The sequence below is a fragment of the Demequina lignilytica genome, from assembly GCF_030418305.1.
Taxonomy (GTDB): Bacteria; Actinomycetota; Actinomycetes; order Actinomycetales; family Demequinaceae; genus Demequina; species Demequina lignilytica.
Genome location: NZ_JAUHPX010000005.1, coordinates 264,510 through 285,784 on the forward strand (window position 1 = coordinate 264,510; position 21,275 = coordinate 285,784).

The window sequence follows — 21,275 nt, forward strand, 5'->3', positions numbered from 1 at the left end:
GTCCTGGGAGTCGCTCAACGCAGCAGCCCCTTCATGTCGGAGGTCGGCGTCGCGGCGAGCGCGGCGGCCTCGGCGGCGGCGGCGATCTCACGACGGTTGCGGCCCATCGGCGTGTTGCGGACCTGCTCCTGCAGCTCGAGCAGCGCATAGAGCAGCATCTCGGGACGGGGCGGGCAGCCGGGGAGGTAGATGTCCACCGGCACCAAGTGGTCCACGCCGGGCACGATCGCGTAGTTGTTGAACATGCCGCCCGAGGAGGCGCACACGCCCATCGAGATCACCCACTTGGGCTCGGCCATCTGGTCGTAGACCTGGCGGACGATCGGCGCCATCTTGTTGGACACGCGGCCCGCGACGATCATCATGTCGGCCTGGCGCGGCGAGCCGCGGAAGACCTCGGAGCCCATGCGCGAGATGTCGAAGCGGGGCGTGCCCGTCGCCATCATCTCGATCGCGCAGCACGCGAGGCCGAACGTCGCCGGCCACAGCGAGCCGGCACGCATGAAGCCGACGAAGTCCTCGACGGTGCCGAGGAGGAACGGAGGTGCGCTCTCTTCAATACCCATAAGTCAGTCCCACTCGAATCCGCCGCGGCGCCACTCGTACACGAACGGGATCGTGATGAGGGCGAGGAAGGTCATGATGGCGATCAGCCCGAACCACCCGAGCGCGCCGTGCGCGACCGCCCAGGGGTACAGGAAGACCACCTCGATGTCGAACACGATGAACGTCATCGCGACCAGGTAGTACTTGATCGGGATGCGACCGCCCCCGGCGGCGCCCGCGGTCGGCTGGAGGCCCGACTCGTACTTGTCGAGCTTCGCCGCGTTGGCGCGCTTGGGGCCGAGGATGGAGCTCACCACGAGGCCGGCCACGGCCAGCAGGCCGGCGATCACCATCATCACGATGATCGGCACGTACGGATTCACTGGGGGAGGTCCTTCCGTCGTCGTCGTCGATCTGCCGGCGTCGTCATGCGGCCGGAGCCGCCTTCACGATCGCCGCCAGCAGCTTGTCCGCCCAGTTCCCACCGCGCGGCTCGTAGACATCTGCGAGCAGTCTAGACGTGAACTCCATGACCAACGGACTAGGAAGTCCGTACCGCGTGCATACCTTCATCACCTCGGGGCGCTCGACCAGCGCGGCGAAGATGCGACCCAGGTTGTAGTAGCCGCCCAGGTCGTCCTTCATCATGCGCGCGTAGCTCGCGAGCGCCTTCTCCTCCTCGCGGGCGCCCGGGGCGTCCCGCCAGGCCACGGCGGCCTCGGTCGCGCGCCGCGCGGCCTGCATCGCGTAGGCGATGCCCTCGCCGTTGAACGGGTTGACCATGCCGCCGGAGTCGCCCACGAGCATCATGCCGGGCACGTAGTGCGGCTGGCGGTTGAAGGCCATCGGGATCGCGGCGCCCTTGATCTGCCCGACCTGCTCGCCGAGCTCCCAGTCCTGCGCCGCGTGGTCGAGCCAGTCGCGCAGCAGCGCGCGGTGGTCGAGCTTGGAGGGCGTGCCCTTCGCGCTGAGGGTGCCGAGGCCCACGTTGGCGGTGCCGTCGCCGAGGGGGAAGATCCACCCGTAGCCGGGCAGGAGGTTCGACCGCCCGCGCTCGCCGTCCCAGATCTCGAGGTGGCCCTCCATCCACTCCTCGTCGTGACGCGGCGTGGTGAAGTAGGTGCGCACGGCGACACCCATCGGGCGGTTCTCCTTGCGCTCGAGCCCCATGCCGAGCGCGATGCGGGCGCTCACGCCGTCCGCGGCGATCACCAGCGGGGCCCGGAACTCGACCGGATCGCCGATCTTGCGGCCGCGCGCATCGGTCTGCCGCGCGACCACCCCCACCACACGACCGCCGCCGGCGTGACCCGCCTGACGCTCGTCGCGCAGCGCGGACTCCACGTACCAGCCCTCGCGCACGTCCGCGCCCGCGGCACGCGCGTGCTCCGCGAGGCGCTGGTCGAACTGCGCGCGCGGGAGGGACAGCCCGTAGTTCGGGAACTCCTCCAGGTCGTGCCACGGGAACTCCAGCCGGTGGCCGCCGCCCACCATGCGCAGGCCGTGGTTGGGGATCCACCCCTCCTCGCGCGGGGTCGGCAGCCCGATCAGCTGCAGCTCGCGGACCGCGCGGGGCGTGAGCCCGTCGCCGCAGACCTTCTCGCGGGGGTAGTGGGACTTCTCCAGCGCGATGACGTCGAAGCCCTCGGCCGCGAGGTAGCGCGCCGCCGCGGCCCCACCCGGACCCGCTCCGATCACGATGACGTCTGCCTCAGTACGCACCCGACAACTGTAGTCAGCCTTCGAGGGTGCCCGTGGCATGGACGATGCGGGACTCGCGGGCGTCCTCTTCCTGGCGGCGGGCGTCGGTTGCTACGTTGCAATCATGAGGGACGCTGGGACGACGTGGGCAGGCACGCACCGGTTCGGCGCGCTCGGCGTCGTGGAGGCGTCCACGGTCGCCCAGGTGCAGGAGGCGGTGCGCGCGGCACCGGGGCGTGTCAAGGCGCTCGGCACCCGCCACAGCTTCAACGACATCGCGGACACCGACGGCACGCTCGTCACGGTGACCGGGATCGGCGGCACCCCCTTCATCGACGTCACCGACCCGTCGCACCCGACGGTCACGACGCCCGCGGGGATCCGGTACGGGGTCCTGGGCAGATGGCTCCAGGAGCGCGGCTGGGCGTTGCACAACACGGGCTCGCTCCCCCACATCTCCCTCGCCGGCGCCACCGCGACCGGCACCCACGGCTCGGGCGTGCTCAACGGCTGCCAGTCGACGGCGCTGAGCCGGATCGAGTTCGTCGACGCCGCGGGCGACCTGTGCACGATCCGGCACATGCATCCCGAGTTTCCCGCGGTGGCGGTCGGGGTCGGTGCCTTCGGGATCATCACCGAGCTGTCGCTGACCGTCCAGCCCACCTACGACGTGCGTCAGGACGTCTACGTCGGCCTGCCGTGGGAGGTGCTGCTCGAGCATGCGCGCGACGTGCTCGCCGACGCGTACTCCGTGTCGATCTTCACCACCTGGACCGAGGACACGGTGCAGCAGATCTGGCGCAAGAGCGGCGTGCGCGCCGGAGCCGAGCCGCCCGACGAGTGGTGGGGCGCGACGCGGCAGGCGGTGGGCGACACCCGCCTGGTCGACGGCGATCCCGGCGCGCTGACGCCCCACGGGATCCCCGGACCGTGGATCGACCGGCTCCCCCACTTCCGGCTCACGCACACGCCGTCCAACGGCGAGGAGATCCAGACCGAGTACTTCGTGCCCATGGAGGCCGCGGGAGACGCGCTCGCCGCAGTGCGCGCGCTGGGCGACCGCATCGTCCCGCACCTGCTCGTGTCCGAGCTGCGCGCGGTCGCCGCGGACGACCTATGGCTGTCCGGCGCCTACGGACGCGAGACCCTCGCGATCCACTTCACATGGGCGCCGCACCCCGAGCCCGTGCGTGCGCTGCTCCCTGAGATCGAGCGGGCGCTGGCCCCGTTCGACGCCCGCCCGCACTGGGGCAAGTGGCACGCGTTCGACGGCGCGGCGATCGCCCGGGTGACGCCACGGCTCGCCGACGCGAAGGCGGTGTTCGAGACGCTCGACCCCGCCGGACGGTTCGTCAACGACTACCTCACACGACTGGGGATCCGCGAGCCCCGTGCCCCTAGGCTGGACGGGTGAGCATCGCCGCAGCCGCCCCCGGCCCCCTGACCGTCCGCACCGTCGAGATCGAGGACCCGGGCGATCTGATCGCGGCGCTGCCCGAGGCCGGCCTGTCGTGGGTGCGTCGCGGCGAGGGCATGGTCGCCTGGGGCGAGGCCGCGCGGTTCGAGGCCGGCGGCGCGGACCGCATGAACGCCGCCCAGGCATGGTGGCGCCTGCTCACCCGGCACGCGACCGTCCAGGACGACGTCCGGACGCGCGGCACCGGCCTGGTCGCCTTCGGCTCCTTCTCCTTCGCCGACGACTCCGGGGCGGGCGGCACGCTGATCGTCCCCCGCTACCTCATGGGTCGGCGCGACGGTCGCGCCTGGTTCACCGTCATCGCCCACGACCCGGAGGCGGCCGTCCTGCTCGAGGCGGCGACCGCGGGAAGGACGGCACCGAGCGAGCACGGCGCCGTGGCCGCGCAGCCCGCCGACCGTCAGGGCTGGGACGATGCGGTCGAGGCCGCCGTCGCCCGCATCCGCGAGGGCGCGCTCGAGAAGGTGGTGCTCGCCCGTGCCGTCGACGCTCGCGCCGAGCGCCCGATCGACGTCCGCACCGTGCTGAGCAGGCTCGCGGACGAGTATCCGATGTGCTGGGCCTTCCACGTCGACGGGCTCATCGGGGCGACGCCCGAGCTGCTCGCGCGGGTCGACCACGGCCTGGTGACGTCGCGCGTGCTCGCCGGCACCATCCGGATGACCGGGGACGACGCGGCCGACCTGGCCCGCGCCGGTGCGCTCGCCCGCTCCTCGAAGGACCGTGAGGAGCACGAGTACGCCGCGCGGTCCGTCACCCAGGTGCTCGGCGCCCACTGCGCGTCGGTGAACGTGCCCGACGAGCCGTTCGTGCTGCACCTGCCCAACGTCATGCACCTCGCGACCGATGTCACCGGCGTGCTGTCGCACAACGTGGCGGCGCTCGAGCTGGTGGCGGAGCTGCACCCCAGCGCCGCCGTGTGCGGCACGCCGACCGTCGCGGCCGCCACGGTGATCGACGAGCTGGAGCCGCTCGACCGCGGCAGGTACGCGGGCCCGGTCGGATGGATCGACGCCGCCGGCGACGGCGAGTGGTGCATCGGCCTGAGGTCGGCGCAGCTGTCCGCGGAGGACCCTCGCGACGTGCGCCTCTACGCGGGCTGCGGGATCGTCGCGGCCAGCGAGCCCGAGTCGGAGTGGGCCGAGTCCGAGGCGAAGCTCGAGCCGATGCGCAAGGCGCTGGGAATCGAGCCGGAGCCGGAGCCCGACCCGGAGCCCGAGCCCGAGCCCGAGCCCGAGCCCGAGCCTGAGCCGGAGCCGGAGCCGGAGCCGGAGCCCGAGCCGACCCCGAAGCCCAAGCGCCGGTCGCGTGCGAAGGCCAAGGCAACGGAGCCCGAGCCCGAGCCCGAGCCCGAGGCGGAGCCCGAGCCGACCCCCGAGCCGGAGCCGGAGCCGGAGCGCGCCCCTGAGCCCCAGTCTGAGCCTGAGCCGACCCCCGAAGCCGAGCCGGCTCCCGCATCGTCCGCCGCCCCCGTCGCACGCTTCGACTACACGGGCGAGGTCGACTTCCCGGAGCTGCAGGTCGACCCGGCCGAGGTGGGGGAGATCCCCACCTTCGCCTCGACCCGCGCGGCCGAGACTCCGGTCAAGGCGGCGAGCGCGAGCTGGGACGCGGCCGACTGGGAGGAGCGCTACGCGTCCCGTTCGGCGGTCTGGAGCGCGCAGCCCAACGTCCAGCTCATGACGGAGGCCGCCGTGCTCGAGCCGGGACGCGCGCTCGACGCCGGCTGCGGCGAGGGCGCGGACGCCGTGTGGCTCGCCTCGCAGGGGTGGACCGTGACCGCGGTCGACATCTCCGAGACCGCGATCAGCCGGGGCCGCCAGCACGCCATCAGCGAGGCGATCGCCGGCAAGGTCGACTGGCGCGTCGGAGACGCGACCGGGCCCTCGATGGAGGCGCGCGCCTACGACCTGGTGACGGCGCACTTCGCGCACCCGCAGGCGGGCATCGCCTCGCTGGTCCGCACCCTGGGTCGGCTGGTCGCGCCGGGCGGCGTGCTGCTGGTCGTGGGCCACGACCCGCGCGACGCCCACGTCCAGGAGCACCCCCGCCTCAGCCACACCGCCTTCCGGGCGGAGGACGCGGCGCTCGGCCTCGACCCCGCGATGTGGGACATCGAGGTCGCCGAGGTGCGCGAGCGCGCGGCCACGCTCGACGGCCAGGACACGACCCGCCTCGACGCGGTGCTGCGGGCGCGCCGGCTCGACTGACCCGGCGGCGCCTACAGGCGGGCCTCGATCACCTCCAGGCCGGTCAGGGGCGCCGCGAGCGCGGCCGCGAGCTCGTCGCGCGCACCGACCTCGCGGTGTGGAACCCGGTAGCCCGCGCACAGCGCCCCGAGATCGGCACCGTGGGGCGTGAGGAAGACGCGCTCGACCGCATCCGGATCGCCGCCGGCGTGCTCGAGGGTCGAGAACAGCGTGCCGCCGCCGTCGTTCACCACGACGATCCTGAGCGCCGGACGTTGCTCGAGGGGCCCGACGAGCAGCCCGCCGGCATCGTGAAGGAAGGTCACGTCGCCCATGAGCGCGAGCACCGGCCGCCCCGACCCGAGCGCGACGCCCGCGGCGGTGGACACGGTCCCGTCGATGCCCGCCAGGCCACGGTTCGCGAGCACCGTGGGCGCTCCGCCCGCGCGCGCCGCCGGCATCACGCGGTCCAGCGCGCGCACCGGTCCCGAGGAGCCGACCACGCCGAGCATCCCGCCCCGCCACGCGGCGGCGACCTCGGCGGCGACCACCCGGGGACCCCACCCCTCGGGCGACGGCGTGTCGCCGGCGGCCGCACGCCACGAGGCGAGCCAGTCCGGATCGGCGGCGTCGGACCTGCCCCACCACGCGGCGGGCACCCGCGCGAGCACGCGGTCAGCGTGATGCGGGGCCTCGCGCCAGCGCGCCCCGAAGCCCGCGACGTGCAGGGAGGGTGCCCTCGCGATCAGCGCCTGCACGGGGCGCGAGAGCGTCGGCCGCCCGACGACCACCACCAGGTGCGTCCGACGCACGAGCTCCTCGCCCCGCGGGGAGGTCAGCAGCCGCACGTAGTCGGGGATGGCGGCGCGGCCGGCGCGGGCGCCCGACGTCGGCTCGGCGAGCAGGGGCCAGCCGTGCGCCTCGGCGACACGGCGCGCGACATCGCCCGCGCCGTCCCCCGCCACCACGACGCCGCGCGCGACGGCGGGCAGCGGCTCTCCCCCGTCGGGACGGGGCTCGGGGCGGGCGGGTGCGGCGGGCACCCCGGGCCACACGCCCCCATCGGGGCCGAGCGGGTCGCGGAAGGAGAGGTTGAGGTGGACGGGGCCGGGCGCTCCCGACATGTCGTCCCGTGAGGGATCGCCGAGGGCGCGGGCGACCGCCGTCGCGGCGAGACGCGCCGCGCGGGGGACCTGGTCGCCGTCGGCCGGGGCGGGCTCGTCCGTCGACCACTGCACGAAGCCGCCGAAGATGCCCGGCTGCGTCGTCGTCTGGTTGGCTCCCACCCCGCGCAGCTCCTCGGGCCGGTCCGCCGTGAGCAGGAGCAGCGGCACCCCGGCGTGATGCGCCTCCATGACCGCCGGGAGCAGGTTCCCGACCGCGGTGCCGGAGGTGGTCACCAGGGCGACCGGGCGCGCCGTCCCGGTTCTCGCCCGTCCGCGTGCGACGCCGAGCGCCAGGAAGCCCGCGGTGCGCTCGTCGATGCGGACGTGCAGCCGCACCCGCGGCGCGCCGAGCGGGGGGTTGCCCGAACCGGCCTCCGCGAGCGCGTGCGCGAGGGGACCCGAGCGCGACCCCGGGCTCAGGACGTAGTCCTCGACGCCGTGCTCCGCGAGCGCGGCGACGAGCGCGCGGGCGAACGCCGCCGACGGGTGCTCGGTCACACGATCACGTCCAGCGTGACCGGGCCGATCACACCGTCGTGGGGCACGATCGGCTCCCGGACGGTGTCGGTCGCGAGCAGCTCCGACGTGCCCAGCCCGCAGGCGTAGGGGAGCTCGGGCAGCGCGCGGGCGAGCGCGACGCCCGCGAGCAGACCCACCGAGGACTCCATCGCCGACGAGACCACCACGGGGACGTCGTACCGGTCGACCACGTCGAGGCAGGCCTGGACGCCGCCCATCGGGGCGACCTTGAGCACCAGGATGTCGGCCGCGCCCAGCCGCATCACCGCATCGGCGTCGCCCGGGATCCGCACGGACTCGTCTGCAGCGACCGGCACATGCGTGCGCCGGCGCACCTCCGCGAGATCCTCGACGCGCATGCAGGGCTGCTCGACGTACTCGAGGCCGGGGCCGCCGCCCGCCCGGGCCGCGGCGTCGAGCTCCCGGAGCGCCTTCACCGCCGTGTCGACGTCCCACGCACCGTTGGCGTCCACCCGCACCCGGCCCTCGGGGCCCAGGGCGATCGCGACGGCCTCGACGCGTCGCGCGTCGTCGATGATCCGCATCGTGCCGGCGACCTTGACCTTCGCGGTGGTGCAGCCGCCGGCCTTCGCCAGCTGGGCGGCCCGACCGGACGGGAGCTCCGGGACGATGCTGTTGACCGGCACCGTGTCGCGCACCGGCTCCGGCCACTCGCCGCGTGCCGCCTCCATGGCGGCGGCCCACCAGCGGGACGCGCGCTCCGGGGTGTAGTCGGGGAACGGGGAGTACTCGCCCCAGGCGTCCCGGCCATCGGGCCCGCGGCCCCTGATCAGGACGCCATGGCGCTCGGTGACGCCGCGGAAGCGCGTCGCGAGCTGGACGCGGAAGGGCCGGAACTCCATGGGGCCAGCCTAGGGCGGCCCGGTCCCCCCGGTCCCCGCGGCTACGCTCGAGCACATGAGCGACATCCCGGCGCAGGTCTCCGACCTGATGGACCCCGCGCAGTGGCGCGCGATCGACGGCTTCCCCGACGCGGACATCACGTATCACCGGTGGGTCGCGCGCGGCCCCGAGGGCGAGCGTGACCTGCCGGCCGTGCGCATCGGCTTCAACCGCCCCGAGGTGCGCAACGCGTTCCGCCCGCAGACCGTCGACGAGCTCTATCGAGCCGTCGACCACGCCCGCCAGACGGTGGACGTGGCGGCGATCATCCTCACGGGCAACGGTCCCGCGGCGGACGGGGTGCACGCGTTCTGCTCGGGCGGAGACCAGCGCATCCGCGGCAAGGACGGCTACCTCTACGAGGGCAGCGCCCAGGACGCCCCGGCCTACGGCGGCCGGCTCCACATCCTCGAGGTGCAGCGCCTGATGCGCACGTCGCCGAAGGTGACCATCGCCGCGGTGAACGGCTGGGCCGCGGGAGGGGGGCACTCGCTCCACGTGGTGAGCGACCTGTCGATCGCGTCGCGCGAGCACGCACGGTTCAAGCAGACCGACGCCAACGTCGGGAGTTTCGACGCGGGCTACGGCTCGGCCCTGCTGGCCCGCCAGGTGGGCGACAAGCGCGCGCGGGAGATCTTCTTCCTCGCCCGCGAGTACTCGGCCGACGACGCGGAGCGCTGGGGCGCCGTGAACGAGTCGGTTCCGCACGGGGAGCTCGAGACGCGCGCGCTCGACTACGCCCGGATCATCGCGACCAAGTCTCCCCAGGCGATCCGGATGCTGAAGTTCGCGTTCAACCTCGCCGACGACGGGCTCGCGGGCCAGCAGGTGTTCGCCGGGGAGGCGACCCGCATGGCCTACATGACCGACGAGGCGCAGGAGGGTCGCGACGCCTTCCTCGAGCGCCGGGACCCGGACTGGACCCGCTTCCCGTACGCGTTCTGAGGTCGGGCGGCGGTCAGCCGCCGAGCTCCTCGACGAGCCCCGGCACCGCCTGATCGATGGGCTCCCGGATCACCCGGGCGGCCTGCGCGTCGTACGCGGTCGGCGAGGCGTTGACGATCACGAGCTCCGCGCCTGCCCGCACCGCCGTGCCGGCCAGCGCCGCCACCGGGTAGACCTGCAGCGTGGTGCCGATCGCCACGAACAGGTCGCAGGTCCGGGCGGCACGGTCCGCCCGCTCGAGGTCGGCCTCGGACAGCGCCTCCCCGAAGTACACGATGTCGGGCTTGAGGATCCCGCCGCAGCCGCCGCACCGGGGGTCGGGCTCCGAGCCGAGGCGCGCGACCACCGTCGCCGTGGCGCACGTCTCCGCGCACGTCAGGCAGGACGTGGTCGCCAGCGTGCCGTGCAGCTCGACGACGTCCGACGCGGCCGTCCCCGCCGCCTGGTGCAGGCCGTCGAAGTTCTGGGTGAGGACGGCGAGCCCCGGCACGGACGCGAGCGCCCGGTGCGCCGCCGACGGTGCGGCGGTCCACACGGGATGCGCGGCCCAGTCCCGCCAGCCCTCGACGCGCGCGTCCCGGTCGGCCACGAACACGTCGATGTCGAGCAGCCGGACCTTCTCCGGCGACCGGGTCCACAGGCCGCCGGGACCTCGGAAGTCCGGGATCCCGGTGGAGGTGGAGATCCCGGCGCCGGTGAGGACGGCGACGGAGGGCGTCACGGCGTCAGGAGATGTCGATCGACGTCGGGTGGCCGACGCCCTTGTTCGGGATCAGCTCGAACCAGGTCTGTCCCGGCATCAGGGCGACCGGGTCGCCGGCCTCCGTGGTCAGCACGAAGGGCTCGTACTGCCCCGCCTTGCTCCACTCGATCGGGATCATGCGGTCGCCCGACACGACGTACCCGGCCCCGCTCCGGCCGGCGACGAGCGTCTCCGGCACCGAGGTCTTCGCGTTCCCCGACGTGTACTCCACGCTCACCCACAGCATGACCACGTTGGTCGCCGAGAGCTGCACCCCCGCCATGGTGACGTGCGGCGACGATCCCTCGGAGCGCATCCACAGCTCCTTCGAGGCGTCCCACCGCCAGGACGGGTTCGAGTAGCTCGACATGTGGATCTGGATGCTGCTCGCGTCGCTGCCCTCGACCTGCGCGGTCGCGGTCTCCTCCGGGTAGGCGATCGCCCACTGCTCGGGCGGCGTCGTCATCTCGTCGTCAGCCTGCTCGAGGATCTTGTCCAGGTAGGCGTGGAGGTTGTGCGGCGCCCGTCGGCCGCTGGTGCGATAGAAGCCGTAGGACCCGATGTCCTGGGTGATGACCTGCTGCCCCGAGTTCACGGTCGCGGTGACGAACCGGTTCTGCGCGCCCGAGAACACGAGCGGCCCCGCGAACGATCCCATGATGTTGCGGTCCATCGGCCGCATCGACCGCACCGGCCCGACGGAGTCCGGCATCTGCGAGTGGTAGACGGCGATGAGCCGCGAGATGCCGGCCTCGACGTACTCCTCGAACACCACGTCGGCCTGGTCGAGGTTCTCCTGCGGGCGCGCGGCGGCGCTGTTCTCGATCTTGATCGACAGCGCGGGCCTCGCCAGCTCCGCGGCGGACGCGTCCGACGCGTCGAGGCCGGTGAGCGGCCAGATCACCTCGGGGCGCGGGTCCTCGGGCGCCGCCGGAAGCGTGGGGGTCGCGGAGGCCGGAGCGACCGAGACGGTCGCCTGGGGCGAGGAGTCCGTGGTGGCGGGGGCGCAGGCGGCGAGGCCCACCAGGGCCAGCGCGGCCGCGACCGCGGAGGTCACGCGGGTGGGTCTCATGCGGTGAAGTGTAGGCGTCGCCGTAGGGTGATCCGGTGATCTTCGCCCACCTGTCGCCCGATCCCCTCGCCGCGGTCGACGCCGCCCTCGCGGGCGCCGCCGACGGGATCGCGGTCCGGACCTCGGGATCGACCGGCGCCCCACGCGTGGTGCAGGTGCCGGCCGCGGCGATGCGCGCGTCGGCGGCGGCGACCGCCGCGCGCCTCGGGGAGGCCGGATGGCTGCTCGCGATCCCCGCGGACCGGATCGGCGGCGCGATGGTCGTGGCCCGCGCCCGGCTCGCGGACGCCCCGCTGTCGACCCTCCCTCCCGGCCGCTTCACGGCGGACGCCTTCGCCGCCGCCGCATTGTCCCTCCCCGACGGGCCCCACCACGTCTCCCTGGTGCCCACCCAGCTGCGCCGGCTGCTCGCCGAACCCGCCGGGCGCGAGGCGCTCGCACGGTTCGAGGCGGTGCTCGTCGGCGGCGCCGCGCTGCCCGACGCGGACCTGCCGCCCGGCGTGGTCTCGACCTACGGGATGTCGGAGACGTCGGGCGGCTGCGTGTACGACGGCCGCCCGCTCGACGGCGTGGAGGTCGCGATCGGGCCGGACGGCCGCATCCGCATCGCCGGCCCCACGCTCGCCGCGGGCTACGCCGACGGGGACGATGCGGCGTTCGAGACGGTCGAGGGGCGGCGATGGTTCGTCACCTCGGACCTGGGCGAGCTGCGGGACGGGGCGCTCACCGTGCTCGGCCGCGCCGACCACGTGATCAACACAGGCGGCGTCAAGGTCCATCCGCTGCCGGTCGAGCGCGCCCTCGAGGCGGTGCCCGGGGTCGAGGCCTGCGCGGTGGTCGGGGTCCCGGACGCCCAGTGGGGCGAGAGGGTGGTCGCGGTGCTCGCCGGCGCGGTGGACGATGCGGCCCTGGCGTCCGCGATCTCGGCGCTGCCCGGGCCGTCACGCCCGCGACGCATCGTCCGCGTCGGGGAGGTGCCGCGCACCGCCGGTGGGAAGATTGACCGGGCGGCCGCGCGTTCCCTCGCCGCCCCACAGGAGGAGATTCGATGACCACCACCGCCGACTGGATCGCCGGCGCACGCCCCCGCACCCTGTGGACCGGAGCCGTGCCCGTGCTGGTCGGCAGCGCGTCCGCGTCCGCCATCGGCGGTTTCCGACCGCTGCTCGCGCTCATCGCGCTCGGCGTCGCGCTTGCGCTCCAGATCGGGTCGAACTACGCCAACGACTACGCGGACGGCATCCGCGGCACCGACGTGGACCGGATCGGCCCCGAGCGGCTCGTGGCCTCGGGCAAGGCGCTGCCACGCTCGGTGAAGAACGCCGCGTACGCATCGCTCGCGCTCGGGGCCGTGCTCGGACTGCTGCTGGTGTGGCTGTCGGGTCAGTGGTGGCTGCTGGCGGTGGGCGCCGTCGCGGTGATCGCGGCGTGGACCTACACGGGATCGTCCCGCCCCTACGGCTACGCCGGGTGGGGAGAGGTGAGCGTGTTCATCTTCTTCGGGCCGGTCGCCGTGCTGGGCACGATGTACACGCAGGCCGGCACCGTCACGTGGTGGGCCGTCGCGGCCTCCGCCGGCGTCGGCATGTTCTCCGTCGCCCTGCTGCTCGTGAACAACATCCGTGACCTCGCCACCGACGCCCTCGCGGGCAAGCGCACGCTGGCGGTCAAGCTGGGCGAGTTCCGGGCACGCCGCCTGTTCGCGGCCGTGGTGACGCTCCCGATCGTGTGCGCCGTGCTCGTCGCCTTCGTGCACCCGTTCGCGCTCGGCGCGACCTTCATCGCCCTGCCCGCGCTGTTCATCGCGCTCGGGATGCGGATGGGCGCCGAGGGCGCGAACTTCAGGGTGATGTTCGCGGGGATCTCCGGCGTCGGCCTCGCCTACGGCCTGCTGCTCGCCGTGGGCATCGCGATCTGAGCCCCGGTCAGGGGCGCGTCGGTCCGTTCTCGATCTCCGCGTCCTCCTCCGCGGCGGCGGCCCTGATGCCGCGCTCGGAGCGGGTGATCCAGCCGTCCATCTGGGCGGCGGCTCCGGCCTTGAGCCCGGGCAGCGCGAGGTAGGAGACCAGCCACGCGACCACGAAGGCGGCCACGAAGACGAGAAGGTCGCGCCAGCCGACCAGCCACAGGATCCCCAGCACCGCGAGGAAGATGCCGGTGCGCGCGGCCCAGTAGGCGAGAACTCTCATGCCCACCACGGTACCCGGCGTAGGCTTGGGGGATGTTCGTGCGCGTGGTCCTCCCCCTGCTGTACCTCGGCCTCGTGGTCTACGCGCTGTCGGACATGCTCCAGCGCCAGGAGAAGCGGCCGTACGGCTTCGCCAAGTGGGCGTGGACGCTCGCGATCGTGCTCCTCCCCTACCTGGGCGCGATCCTCTGGATCCTCGCGGCGCGCACGGGCCCCTCCACCCCTCCGGCGACCCGGCGCGAGCCCGTGGCGCCCGACGACGACCCGGAGTACCTGGCCTGGCTCCGCGAGCAGTCCAAGCGCAAGCGCGGCAGCAGCGGCGCCTGACCGCCCCCGGGACGTGCGATCGGCGCTGATAGTCTCGCCGCACCAGCGCACCTGAGGGGACCGATCATGACCTACGGCCAGACGCCGCCCGACCCGTTCGCCGCCGAGCCCCAGGGGCAGCCGACGCCCCCTCCGTACGTCCCGCCGGCCCACCAGGACACCCGCGGCTACGCGCAGCCGTCTCCCGCGCCCGCGTACGGCCAGCCCTCCTACCCGGCACCGCAGTACGGCGCCCCCGCATTCCCCACGTTCGGCCCGCGCGGGGACGAGAAGAACTGGATGGGGATCGTCTCCCTGGTCGCGAGCATCGCGGCGTTCTTCGTCGCCCCGTTCGTCGGCTCCGTCGCGGCGGTCGTGTTCGGCCATCTGGGGCTCGGCGCGGTCCGGCGGGGCGAGGCGCGCAATCGCGGCCTGGCCCTGTGGGGGACCATCCTCGGCTACGTCGGGATCGGCATCACGGTGATCGTCGTCATCGCGTACATCGCGCTGTTCGCCTTCGCGGTGCAGGAGGGCGGCTTCTCGGGCTCGATCGACGCCTGACGCGCCGCGGCACCCGGGCCCTGCGGCCCGCATCGTCCCTGCTGAGCGGACGTATCCTGCGGTGATGGACACGTCACCCAGGGTCACGCTCGCCGACGTCGCGCACCGTGCGGGCGTCTCGGTCGCCACCGTGTCGAAGGTGGTGAACGGGCGCTACGGGGTCTCGCGGGCGACCGTCGCGCGCGTGCACGGGGCCATCGAGGAGCTGGGCTACGACGCCGGGCTCGCGACGGTGCGTGCACGAGGGCCACGCACCCGCGCGGTCGCCGTGCTCGCGCCGCAGTTCGACGCGTACGTCGCGGAGCTGCTCAAGGGGGTCGCCGCCGCCCTCGCGGATGCCGGCTACGGCCTGCACCTCCACGTCGGGGGCCCCGACCACGGCTGGGAGCGCAAGTCGTTGTCGACCCTCGCAGGGGTGCTCGCCGACGGCGCCGTGATCATCGGCCCGACCGTGGTCAACGCGAGCACGCGCATCCCGACCGTCGCGCTCGACCCGCACTACCGCTTCACGCCGCGTCCGACCGTGGCCGCGGACGCGGACGCCGGGATCCGGCTCGCGACGCGCCACCTCATCGACCTGGGTCACCGGCGCATCGGCTTCCTCGCGGGACGCCATGATCTCGACTCGTCGCGGCGGGCGGAGGAGGCGTTCCGCGAGACCCTCGAGGCCGCCGGGATCTCCTGCGATCAGGACCTCATCGCGGAGGCGGAGGGTCTGCCCGAGCGTGCCGCCCACGCGGCCGAGGCGATGCTCGCGTTCGAGCAGCCGCCGACCGCGGTGGTGTCGGCCTCCGACGGGATGGCGGTCGCGTTCATGGAGACCGCGCTCGACGCGGGGCTGGCCGTTCCGGACGACCTGTCGATCATCGGCTACGGCGGCGTGCCCGAGGCCTGCACGGCCCCGGTCCCCCTCACCACCGTGCGCCAGCCGCTGCACGAGATGGGTGTCGAGGTGGTGCGGATGCTGCTCGAGCGGCTCGCGGGACGGGAGCCGGCCGAGCCGCACGTGATCATGCCCGTCGAGCTCGAGGAGCGCGCCTCGACCGCTCCGCCTCGCTGAGGCGTGAGCCGGCGCGCCGCTCAGACCGCGTACAGCTCCAGCACCTGCGCGCCGACGCGCTCGACATCGAACTGGCGCACGTGCGCCGCCTGCTCCGCGTGGATCTCGCTTCGCAGCGACGCGTCGGCGATGAGCCGTCGCAGCGCATCGGCGAACGCCGGGGTGTCGCGCGCGTCCACGCTCACCTCGGGGCGGTCGCCGATCACGGAGAGGTAGCCGGGGTTCGCCCCAGCGAGGACCACGCCGGCCCCGGCCGCCATGGCCTCGACCAGCACGATCCCGAAGCTCTCGCCTCCCGTCGCCGGGAACACCGCGATGTCCGCGTCGGCGTAGAACGCCGCCTTGTCCTCCTCGGCGACGAAGCCGAGCATCGCGACCCGGTCGATCCCGGCGGCATGGATCGCGGCCTCGAGATCCCCGAACAGCGGGCCCTTGCCGCCGATCCGCACCTCGATCCCCTGTCGCTCCTCCTCGGTGAGGGCGTCGAGCGCGTGGATCAGCTCGAGCACGCCCTTGCGCTCGACCAGCCGCCCCAGGAACGCGATCACCAGACGCCCATCGGCGCCGGGACGCCGGGACGATGCCGCGGCCGCGGCCGCGAACCCCGTCACGTCCACCGGGCACGGGATCACCCGTGCGTCGATGCCGAAGGTCCGGCGCGCGAAGTCCGCCGCCGGCGCCGACACCGCGCAGAACGCGTCGAACTTGCGCAGGTTGGCCCGCAGCGCGCGCCCGAGGGCATGGGTGCCCCACTCGGAGATCTTCGAGTCCGGGAGGATGTGGAAGGTGCCGACGATCCGCACCGAGCGGGCCTGGAGCCGTCGCGCCTCGTCGACCACGCGGGCGGCGAACAGGGGCGAGTGCGGGGTCTGCACGTGGATGACGTCGTAGCGCTCGGCGTCGAGCAGCGCGCGGATCCGCGCGCGGGACGTCGGGAGCGGGATGCGCAGGCCGTTGCCGTTGAAGGTCACCCCGACGTTGCGCGCGAGCGAGTGCACGGTGACATCCGTCCGCGACGACGACGAGCTCAGGTAGTGCACGGTGTGGCCCGCCCGGGCGAGGAACGCGCCCAGCGTGAGCACGTACTGCTGGACCCCGTCGGGACGGTCGATCGAGTCGTCGAGGACCAGCGCGATCTTCACAGGCTCAGGATCCCGCGTACGTGTGAAGGCCCTGGAAGAACAGGTTCACCACGGTGAAGTTCGCGATGAGGGCGGCATAGCCCGCGATCGCGAGCCAGGCGCTGCGGCGCCCCGCCCAGCCCTGCGTGGTGCGCGCGTGCAGGTACGCGGCGTAGAGGACCCAGATCACGAAGGACCAGACCTCCTTGGGGTCCCAGCCCCAGTATCGGCCCCAGGCGTGCTCGGCCCAGATCGCGCCGGCCATGACCGTGAACGTCCAGAGCACGAATCCGACGGCGTTGAGCCGGAAGGACAGCGCCTCGAGGCTCGCGGCGCTCGGCACCGCCTCGAGGAAGCGGAGCCGGCGGCCCGTCCAGCGGGTGCCGCTGTCGCGGGAGTCGCGCATCAGCTGGAGGACGGAGGCGATGAAGCTCACGGTCAGGAGGCCGGTCACCAGCACCGCGATGGAGACGTGGATCACCAGCCAGTAGCTCTGCAGCGCCGGCGGCAGGGTGTCCGCGTCCTTGTACAGCACGGTCATCGCGAGCCCGAGCGCGACGGTGGCGATGCCGGTGACGCCCGCGCCGAGGAACGCGACATCGCGCCGGCGCTGGATCACCAGGAACGCGGCGACCGCGAAGAACGACCCGGAGATCGTGTACTCGTACATGTTCGACCACGGCACGTGTCCGGCGTCGATGCCGCGGGCCACGAGGCCCACGGCGTGGAGCAGCGCGCCGACCATCGTCGTCGAGCGGGCGATGCCCGCCGCCTTGGACGCGCGGGACGGACGGGACGATGCGGCGGCCTCGGTCGCGGCGGACGGCTCGGCGGGCGAGGCCCCGCCGACGGCGACGGCCTCGCGGTCCGCGGCGCGGGCCGCGACCTTGTCGTCGGCCACGCGCGCGAGGCGGATCGCGTGCGCGACCATCGCGATCGCGTACAGCGTCGTCGCGCCCCACAGCGTCATGATGCTGAGCTCGGTGACGTTCATTCTGGCTCCCTCTCCCCGGTCGCGGCACGTGACGCCCGCTCCCGCACCGCCTGCACCCCCGCATCGTGCGCGGGCGCGAGGGCGGCGACGGTGACCACTGTAGTTCCGTCCTCCTCGCGCGCCACCACCCAGACCTTGCGACGGGGCGCGAACAGCGACACGGACAGGCCCAGCAGCGTGAGGATCGCGGCGGTCAGCAGGTACGGCAGCGACGGGTCGGCCCGCAGGTCCAGCGCGACGAACCGCGGCAGCGACTCGAAGGTGACGGTGCCGAGCCCGCCGGGGATGTCGACCGTCTCGCCCAGGTTGACGCGCAGCAGCGCGGGCTGGCCGTCGTCGCCCCGCACGGGGCTGAGCTGGGACTGGTCCAGCCGGTAGACGTTCTGCGGGATCCCCGTGTCGAGGCCCAGGTCGCCGACGTACGCGAGCAGGTCGATCACCGGGTTGGTCGGATCGGGGTGGATCGACGCCACCGCGAACGGACCCTCGAGGAAGGTGGGGTACAGGGTGGCGGTAAAGCCGAGCTGCTCGCCCGTCGACACGTCGGGGGCCTTGATGACGCCGGTCGACGTGTAGACCGCGTCCTGCGGCAGGAAGGGCACCGGGCCGGAGAACGCGATCTCGCCCGCGGCGTCCCGGACGGTGATGACAGGCGCGTAGCCGTTGCCCTGGAGGTAGACCTTCGCGCCGTCGACCTCGAGCGGGTGGTTGACGCTGATGGTCTCCTCCACCGGCTCCCCGCCGGGCTCCGTGAAGGTGACGTTCGCCTGGAAGTGCAGCGGGCGAGCGGTGTCCGAGAACTCGGCGTCGAACGAGTCGAGGCGGATGGTGAAGGGGTCGAGGGACGCCGGGTCGAAGAGCCGTCCCGAGTCGAACGTGTCGTACGCGACCACCGCGTTGGTGAAGGACCGCCCCTCGACCACGATCGCCTGGCCGCGGTACGTGAAGAGGGTGCCGTACGCCATCGCGACGAGCAGCAGCACCAGCGAGGCGTGGAAGACCAGGTTGCCCAGCTCGCGGATGTGGCCCGTCTCGGCCGCGAGCGCGACGGTGCCGTCGTCGCGGCGATCGACGCGGACCCGGGAGCCCGTCAGCGCCCCGAGCCGGCCCGCGCGCGGGCGAAGGGCCGCGCGGGCGGCCTCGACCGCATCATCCGCCGTCAGGGGGGACGATGCGTCCACGGGCTCGTACCGGCTCAGGCGCGACGGCGCGGGCGCCACGGGGCGCCGGAGCTCCCGGTAGTGCAGGATCGCGCGCGGAGTGATGCACCCGATGAGCGACGCGAACAGCAGCACGTAGATGGCCGTGAACCACGCCGAGCCGAACACGTCGAGGAAGCCGGTGGCGTCGAGCAGCGGGCCCCAGAACGCATGGTCGGCGACGAACTGCGCCGTCGCGGCGGCGTCCTGCGGCCATTGCGGCAGCACCGAGCCGGGGATGGAGGCGAGCGCGAGCACCAGGAGCAGGATCAGCGCGACGCGCATGCTGGTGACCTGACGCCAGATCCAGCGCAGCCAGCCCCGGAAACCGAGCCGAGGAGCCTCGGGGACCACGTAGTTGTCGAGCTTCATGCGCGCCATCAGATGGCCACCCAGAATCCGTCGATCCAGCCCTGCAGCATCGCGGTGAGGCGGTCCCACAGGCCCGTCACCAGCAGCACGCCCAGCACGATCAGCATCGCGCCGCCGATGCGCATCAGCGCGAGCCGGTGGCGGCGCAGCCAGCCCAGCACCTTGCCCGAGCGCTCGAACAGCGCGGCGAGCAGGATGAACGGCAGACCCAGGCCGACGCAGTAGGCGATCGCGAGCACCGCGCCGCGCCCCTGGGTCGCCTCCGACAGGCCGAGCGCGTACACGGCTGCGAGCGTGGGCCCCAGGCACGGCGTCCAGCCCAGGCCGAACGCGATGCCCAGCACGGGGGCGCCGGCGAGACCCGCCCGCGGGCTGACGTGGAGGCGGCGCTCGTTCTGGAGGAACGGCACGGCTCCCATGAAGGCGAAGCCGAGCAGGATGATCACCACGCCGAGCACCCGCGTGATGACGGTCATGTACGGCGCGAGGGCGACCCCGAGCGAGGACGCGAGGAAGCCGAAGGCGATGAAGACGGCGGAGAAGCCGAGCACGAAGAGCGCGGCGCCGATCACGAGCCTGGGTCGGGACGCCCTGCCGGTGCCGCCGGTGCCGGCCATGCCGGACACGTAGCCGAGGTAGCCGGGCACCAGCGGCACCACGCACGGCGACGCGAAGCTCACCAGCCCGGCGAGGATCGCGACCGGGATCGCGAGCAGCATCGAGCCGCTGAGGGCGACGCCCGCGAGCTCCGACCCCATCAGGCGCCCTCGGCCAGGGCGTCCTCGATGAGCGCGCTCAGCGTCGACGGGTCGGCGCGGCCCACGATCCGGGCGTAGAGGCGGCCGTCGGGGTCCAGCACGAGCGTGGTGGGGACGGCGTTCATGGCGACCACGCCCTGGAGGGCCGCGGTGGCGGCGCCGTCCGCGTCGTCGATGCTCGGGAACTCGACGCCGAAGGTGCGGTCGAACGCCTCCACCGTCGGCGCATCGTCCCGGCCGTTGACGCCGACGATCTGGACGTCGTCGCGCGCGTCGAGCGCGACGAGGTCGGGGGCCTCCGCACGGCACGGCGGGCAGGAGGCGTACCAGGTGTTGACCAGGACGACCTGCCCGCGGAAGTCCGCGACGTCGACGGCCTCGCCCGCGAACGACGTGCCCGCGAGATCGAGCGCGTCGCCCTGGTCGGCGAGCACGGTGACGGTGCCGTCGCCCGAGACGTAGCCGGGCGACTGGGCGGCGTCGGGGCCGGCGCAGCTGGCGAGAGTGATGACGAGCGCGACCACCACCGCGATGAGGATCGCGATGCGCGCGGCCGGCCTCACCGCGGGACCTCGATGTGAGCCGCGGGCGTGGCGTAGCCGACGAAGCGGGGGCGTCCGTCCTCCACCTCGAAGGAGGTGAGCGAGCACAGCGCGCACTCGCGGGAGCGCGGGTCGTGCAGGAACGAGCGGCCCTCGGCGTCGCAGCGGGCCACCCAGATCGGGAGCTGGTGGCTGACGATCACGGTGTCGCCGTCGGGGTTGTCGGCGGCCGCGTCGGCGATCGCGGCGCGCATCCGTGCGGCCTGCTCGACGTAGGGCTCGCCCCAGGACGGCCGCCACGGGTTCCGCAGCCGCCACCAGTGCTTGGGGTGGAGGAAGTCGATCGGGCGCGGGATGGGCTCGCCCTGGTACTGGTTGCCCGCCTCGATCACGCGCTCGTCGGTGACGATCTCGAGGCCGAAGGCTGCCGCCACCGGCGCCGCGGTCTGCTGCGCGCGCAGCAGCGGCGAGGCGACGATGCGGGTGACGGGGGTGCCGGTCGCGACCAGGTGGTCGGCGGCGGCGCGCGCCATCGCCTCGCCCGTGTCCGACAGGCGGAACTCGGGGAGGCGGCCGTAGAGGACCTTGTCGGGGTTGTGGACGTGGCCGTGCCGTAGCACGTGGACCCGGGGCATCGTGTCTCCCTCGTCCTACGCGAGCGCCGCGCGCAGCCGGTCGGGGTCGATCCGCCAGAAGCCGACGGTCTCGCCGTCGACCACCGCGACCGGGACCTCGTCGCCGTGGCGCGCCTTGAGGTCGGGATCGGTGTCGACGTCGATCTCGACCCATTCCTGACCGAGGGCGTCGCAGATCGCGCGGACGGTGTCGCGGGCCTCCTCGCACAGGTGGCACCCGACACGGGTGTACAGGGTCACGCGGGGGGGCATGCGCACAAGCATAAGCCGGGCGGCAGG

General features: G+C 73.6%; 23 protein-coding genes. 8 read left to right on the plus strand and 15 right to left on the minus strand.

Features of this window, described 5'->3' with window-relative positions:
- Positions 1–14: 14 nt before the first annotated feature.
- The 3 genes from QQX10_RS10085 to QQX10_RS10095 are packed head-to-tail and all read right to left on the minus strand — an operon-like array spanning position 15 to position 2,268.
- A complete protein-coding gene (locus tag QQX10_RS10085) occupies positions 15–566 on the minus strand; it encodes an NADH-quinone oxidoreductase subunit B (RefSeq protein WP_301119461.1) in 552 nt (183 codons plus the stop codon).
- Between the two features lie 3 nt (positions 567–569).
- On the minus strand, positions 570–929 hold the full coding sequence (locus tag QQX10_RS10090) for an NADH-quinone oxidoreductase subunit A (protein WP_301119459.1): 360 nt from the start codon (positions 927–929) through the stop codon (positions 570–572).
- Positions 930–972: 43 nt separating this feature from the next.
- The gene (locus QQX10_RS10095) at positions 973–2,268 is read right to left on the minus strand and encodes a geranylgeranyl reductase family protein (RefSeq protein WP_301119458.1); all 1,296 of its coding nucleotides are present in this window, start codon (positions 2,266–2,268) and stop codon (positions 973–975) included.
- Positions 2,269–2,371: 103 nt separating this feature from the next.
- On the opposite strand from QQX10_RS10095, the gene QQX10_RS10100 reads away from it, so the two are divergent.
- Positions 2,372–3,661, plus strand: a complete 1,290-nt coding sequence (locus QQX10_RS10100) for a D-arabinono-1,4-lactone oxidase (RefSeq protein WP_301119456.1) — start codon at positions 2,372–2,374, stop codon at positions 3,659–3,661.
- Entirely contained in the window at positions 3,658–5,934 is a 2,277-nt protein-coding gene (locus QQX10_RS13645; protein WP_367281272.1) for an isochorismate synthase, read from the plus strand. Before QQX10_RS10100 ends, QQX10_RS13645 begins: the two co-directional genes overlap by 4 nt.
- An 11-nt stretch (positions 5,935–5,945) precedes the next feature.
- Here QQX10_RS13645 and menD read toward each other — a convergent pair whose 3' ends face one another.
- Both menD and QQX10_RS10120 read right to left on the minus strand, forming a co-directional pair.
- A complete protein-coding gene (gene menD, locus QQX10_RS10115) occupies positions 5,946–7,577 on the minus strand; it encodes a 2-succinyl-5-enolpyruvyl-6-hydroxy-3-cyclohexene-1-carboxylic-acid synthase (RefSeq protein ID WP_301119454.1) in 1,632 nt (543 codons plus the stop codon).
- Complete coding sequence (locus QQX10_RS10120; RefSeq protein WP_301119452.1) at positions 7,574–8,461, minus strand: o-succinylbenzoate synthase; 888 nt, start codon at positions 8,459–8,461, stop codon at positions 7,574–7,576. The genes menD and QQX10_RS10120 overlap by 4 nt, the downstream gene beginning before the upstream one ends.
- Before the next feature lie 55 nt (positions 8,462–8,516).
- Between QQX10_RS10120 and QQX10_RS10125 the strand changes: the two genes are divergently transcribed.
- A complete protein-coding gene (locus QQX10_RS10125) occupies positions 8,517–9,446 on the plus strand; it encodes a 1,4-dihydroxy-2-naphthoyl-CoA synthase (RefSeq protein ID WP_301119450.1) in 930 nt (309 codons plus the stop codon).
- A 13-nt stretch (positions 9,447–9,459) separates the two neighbouring features.
- Here QQX10_RS10125 and QQX10_RS10130 read toward each other — a convergent pair whose 3' ends face one another.
- Entirely contained in the window at positions 9,460–10,167 is a 708-nt protein-coding gene (locus QQX10_RS10130) for an SIR2 family NAD-dependent protein deacylase (RefSeq protein WP_301119448.1), read from the minus strand.
- A 4-nt stretch (positions 10,168–10,171) separates the two neighbouring features.
- Positions 10,172–11,260, minus strand: a complete 1,089-nt coding sequence (locus QQX10_RS10135) for a DUF3048 domain-containing protein (protein ID WP_301119441.1) — start codon at positions 11,258–11,260, stop codon at positions 10,172–10,174.
- A 35-nt stretch (positions 11,261–11,295) separates the two neighbouring features.
- Here QQX10_RS10135 and QQX10_RS10140 point away from each other — a divergent pair, with 35 nt between their 5' ends.
- Together QQX10_RS10140 and QQX10_RS10145 are read left to right on the plus strand one after the other, a co-directional pair.
- Entirely contained in the window at positions 11,296–12,312 is a 1,017-nt protein-coding gene (locus tag QQX10_RS10140) for an AMP-binding protein (protein ID WP_301119439.1), read from the plus strand.
- Positions 12,309–13,178, plus strand: coding sequence for a 1,4-dihydroxy-2-naphthoate polyprenyltransferase (locus tag QQX10_RS10145; protein WP_301119437.1), 870 nt, complete (start codon positions 12,309–12,311; stop codon positions 13,176–13,178). Before QQX10_RS10140 ends, QQX10_RS10145 begins: the two co-directional genes overlap by 4 nt.
- 7 nt (positions 13,179–13,185) lie before the next feature.
- Here the strand turns inward: QQX10_RS10145 and QQX10_RS10150 are convergent, their stop codons facing one another.
- Entirely contained in the window at positions 13,186–13,449 is a 264-nt protein-coding gene (locus tag QQX10_RS10150) for a DUF4229 domain-containing protein (protein ID WP_301119435.1), read from the minus strand.
- 32 nt (positions 13,450–13,481) lie between these two features.
- On the opposite strand from QQX10_RS10150, the gene QQX10_RS10155 reads away from it, so the two are divergent.
- The 3 genes from QQX10_RS10155 to QQX10_RS10165 all read left to right on the plus strand — a co-directional run bounded on the left by QQX10_RS10155 (position 13,482) and on the right by QQX10_RS10165 (position 15,375).
- A complete protein-coding gene (locus QQX10_RS10155; RefSeq protein WP_301119433.1) occupies positions 13,482–13,775 on the plus strand; it encodes a PLD nuclease N-terminal domain-containing protein in 294 nt (97 codons plus the stop codon).
- Between the two features lie 66 nt (positions 13,776–13,841).
- Positions 13,842–14,315, plus strand: coding sequence for a DUF4190 domain-containing protein (locus QQX10_RS10160; RefSeq protein ID WP_301119431.1), 474 nt, complete (start codon positions 13,842–13,844; stop codon positions 14,313–14,315).
- 64 nt (positions 14,316–14,379) lie between these two features.
- Positions 14,380–15,375, plus strand: coding sequence for a LacI family DNA-binding transcriptional regulator (locus tag QQX10_RS10165; RefSeq protein WP_301119429.1), 996 nt, complete (start codon positions 14,380–14,382; stop codon positions 15,373–15,375).
- A gap of 20 nt (positions 15,376–15,395) precedes the next feature.
- Here the strand turns inward: QQX10_RS10165 and QQX10_RS10170 are convergent, their stop codons facing one another.
- Genes QQX10_RS10170 through QQX10_RS10200 form a run of 7 tightly spaced genes read right to left on the minus strand, consistent with a single transcriptional unit; the run spans position 15,396 to position 21,248 of the window.
- Positions 15,396–16,517 (minus strand): glycosyltransferase family 4 protein, encoded by a 1,122-nt coding sequence (locus QQX10_RS10170; protein ID WP_301119427.1) that lies wholly within the window; start codon positions 16,515–16,517, stop codon positions 15,396–15,398.
- Positions 16,518–16,521: 4 nt separating this feature from the next.
- Positions 16,522–17,490: a c-type cytochrome biogenesis protein CcsB gene (gene ccsB, locus QQX10_RS10175; protein ID WP_301119425.1), complete on the minus strand. Its 969-nt coding sequence runs from the start codon at positions 17,488–17,490 to the stop codon at positions 16,522–16,524.
- The gene (resB, locus tag QQX10_RS10180) at positions 17,487–19,061 is read right to left on the minus strand and encodes a cytochrome c biogenesis protein ResB (protein WP_301119423.1); all 1,575 of its coding nucleotides are present in this window, start codon (positions 19,059–19,061) and stop codon (positions 17,487–17,489) included. Before resB ends, ccsB begins: the two co-directional genes overlap by 4 nt.
- Positions 19,062–19,069: 8 nt before the next feature.
- Positions 19,070–19,819 (minus strand): cytochrome c biogenesis CcdA family protein, encoded by a 750-nt coding sequence (locus QQX10_RS10185; protein ID WP_301119421.1) that lies wholly within the window; start codon positions 19,817–19,819, stop codon positions 19,070–19,072.
- Positions 19,819–20,382, minus strand: a complete 564-nt coding sequence (locus QQX10_RS10190) for a TlpA family protein disulfide reductase (RefSeq protein ID WP_301119419.1) — start codon at positions 20,380–20,382, stop codon at positions 19,819–19,821. Before QQX10_RS10190 ends, QQX10_RS10185 begins: the two co-directional genes overlap by 1 nt.
- The gene (locus QQX10_RS10195; RefSeq protein WP_301119417.1) at positions 20,379–20,996 is read right to left on the minus strand and encodes a histidine phosphatase family protein; all 618 of its coding nucleotides are present in this window, start codon (positions 20,994–20,996) and stop codon (positions 20,379–20,381) included. The genes QQX10_RS10190 and QQX10_RS10195 overlap by 4 nt, the downstream gene beginning before the upstream one ends.
- A 15-nt stretch (positions 20,997–21,011) precedes the next feature.
- Complete coding sequence (locus QQX10_RS10200; protein WP_301119415.1) at positions 21,012–21,248, minus strand: glutaredoxin family protein; 237 nt, start codon at positions 21,246–21,248, stop codon at positions 21,012–21,014.
- Between the last annotated feature and the right edge of the window lie 27 nt (positions 21,249–21,275).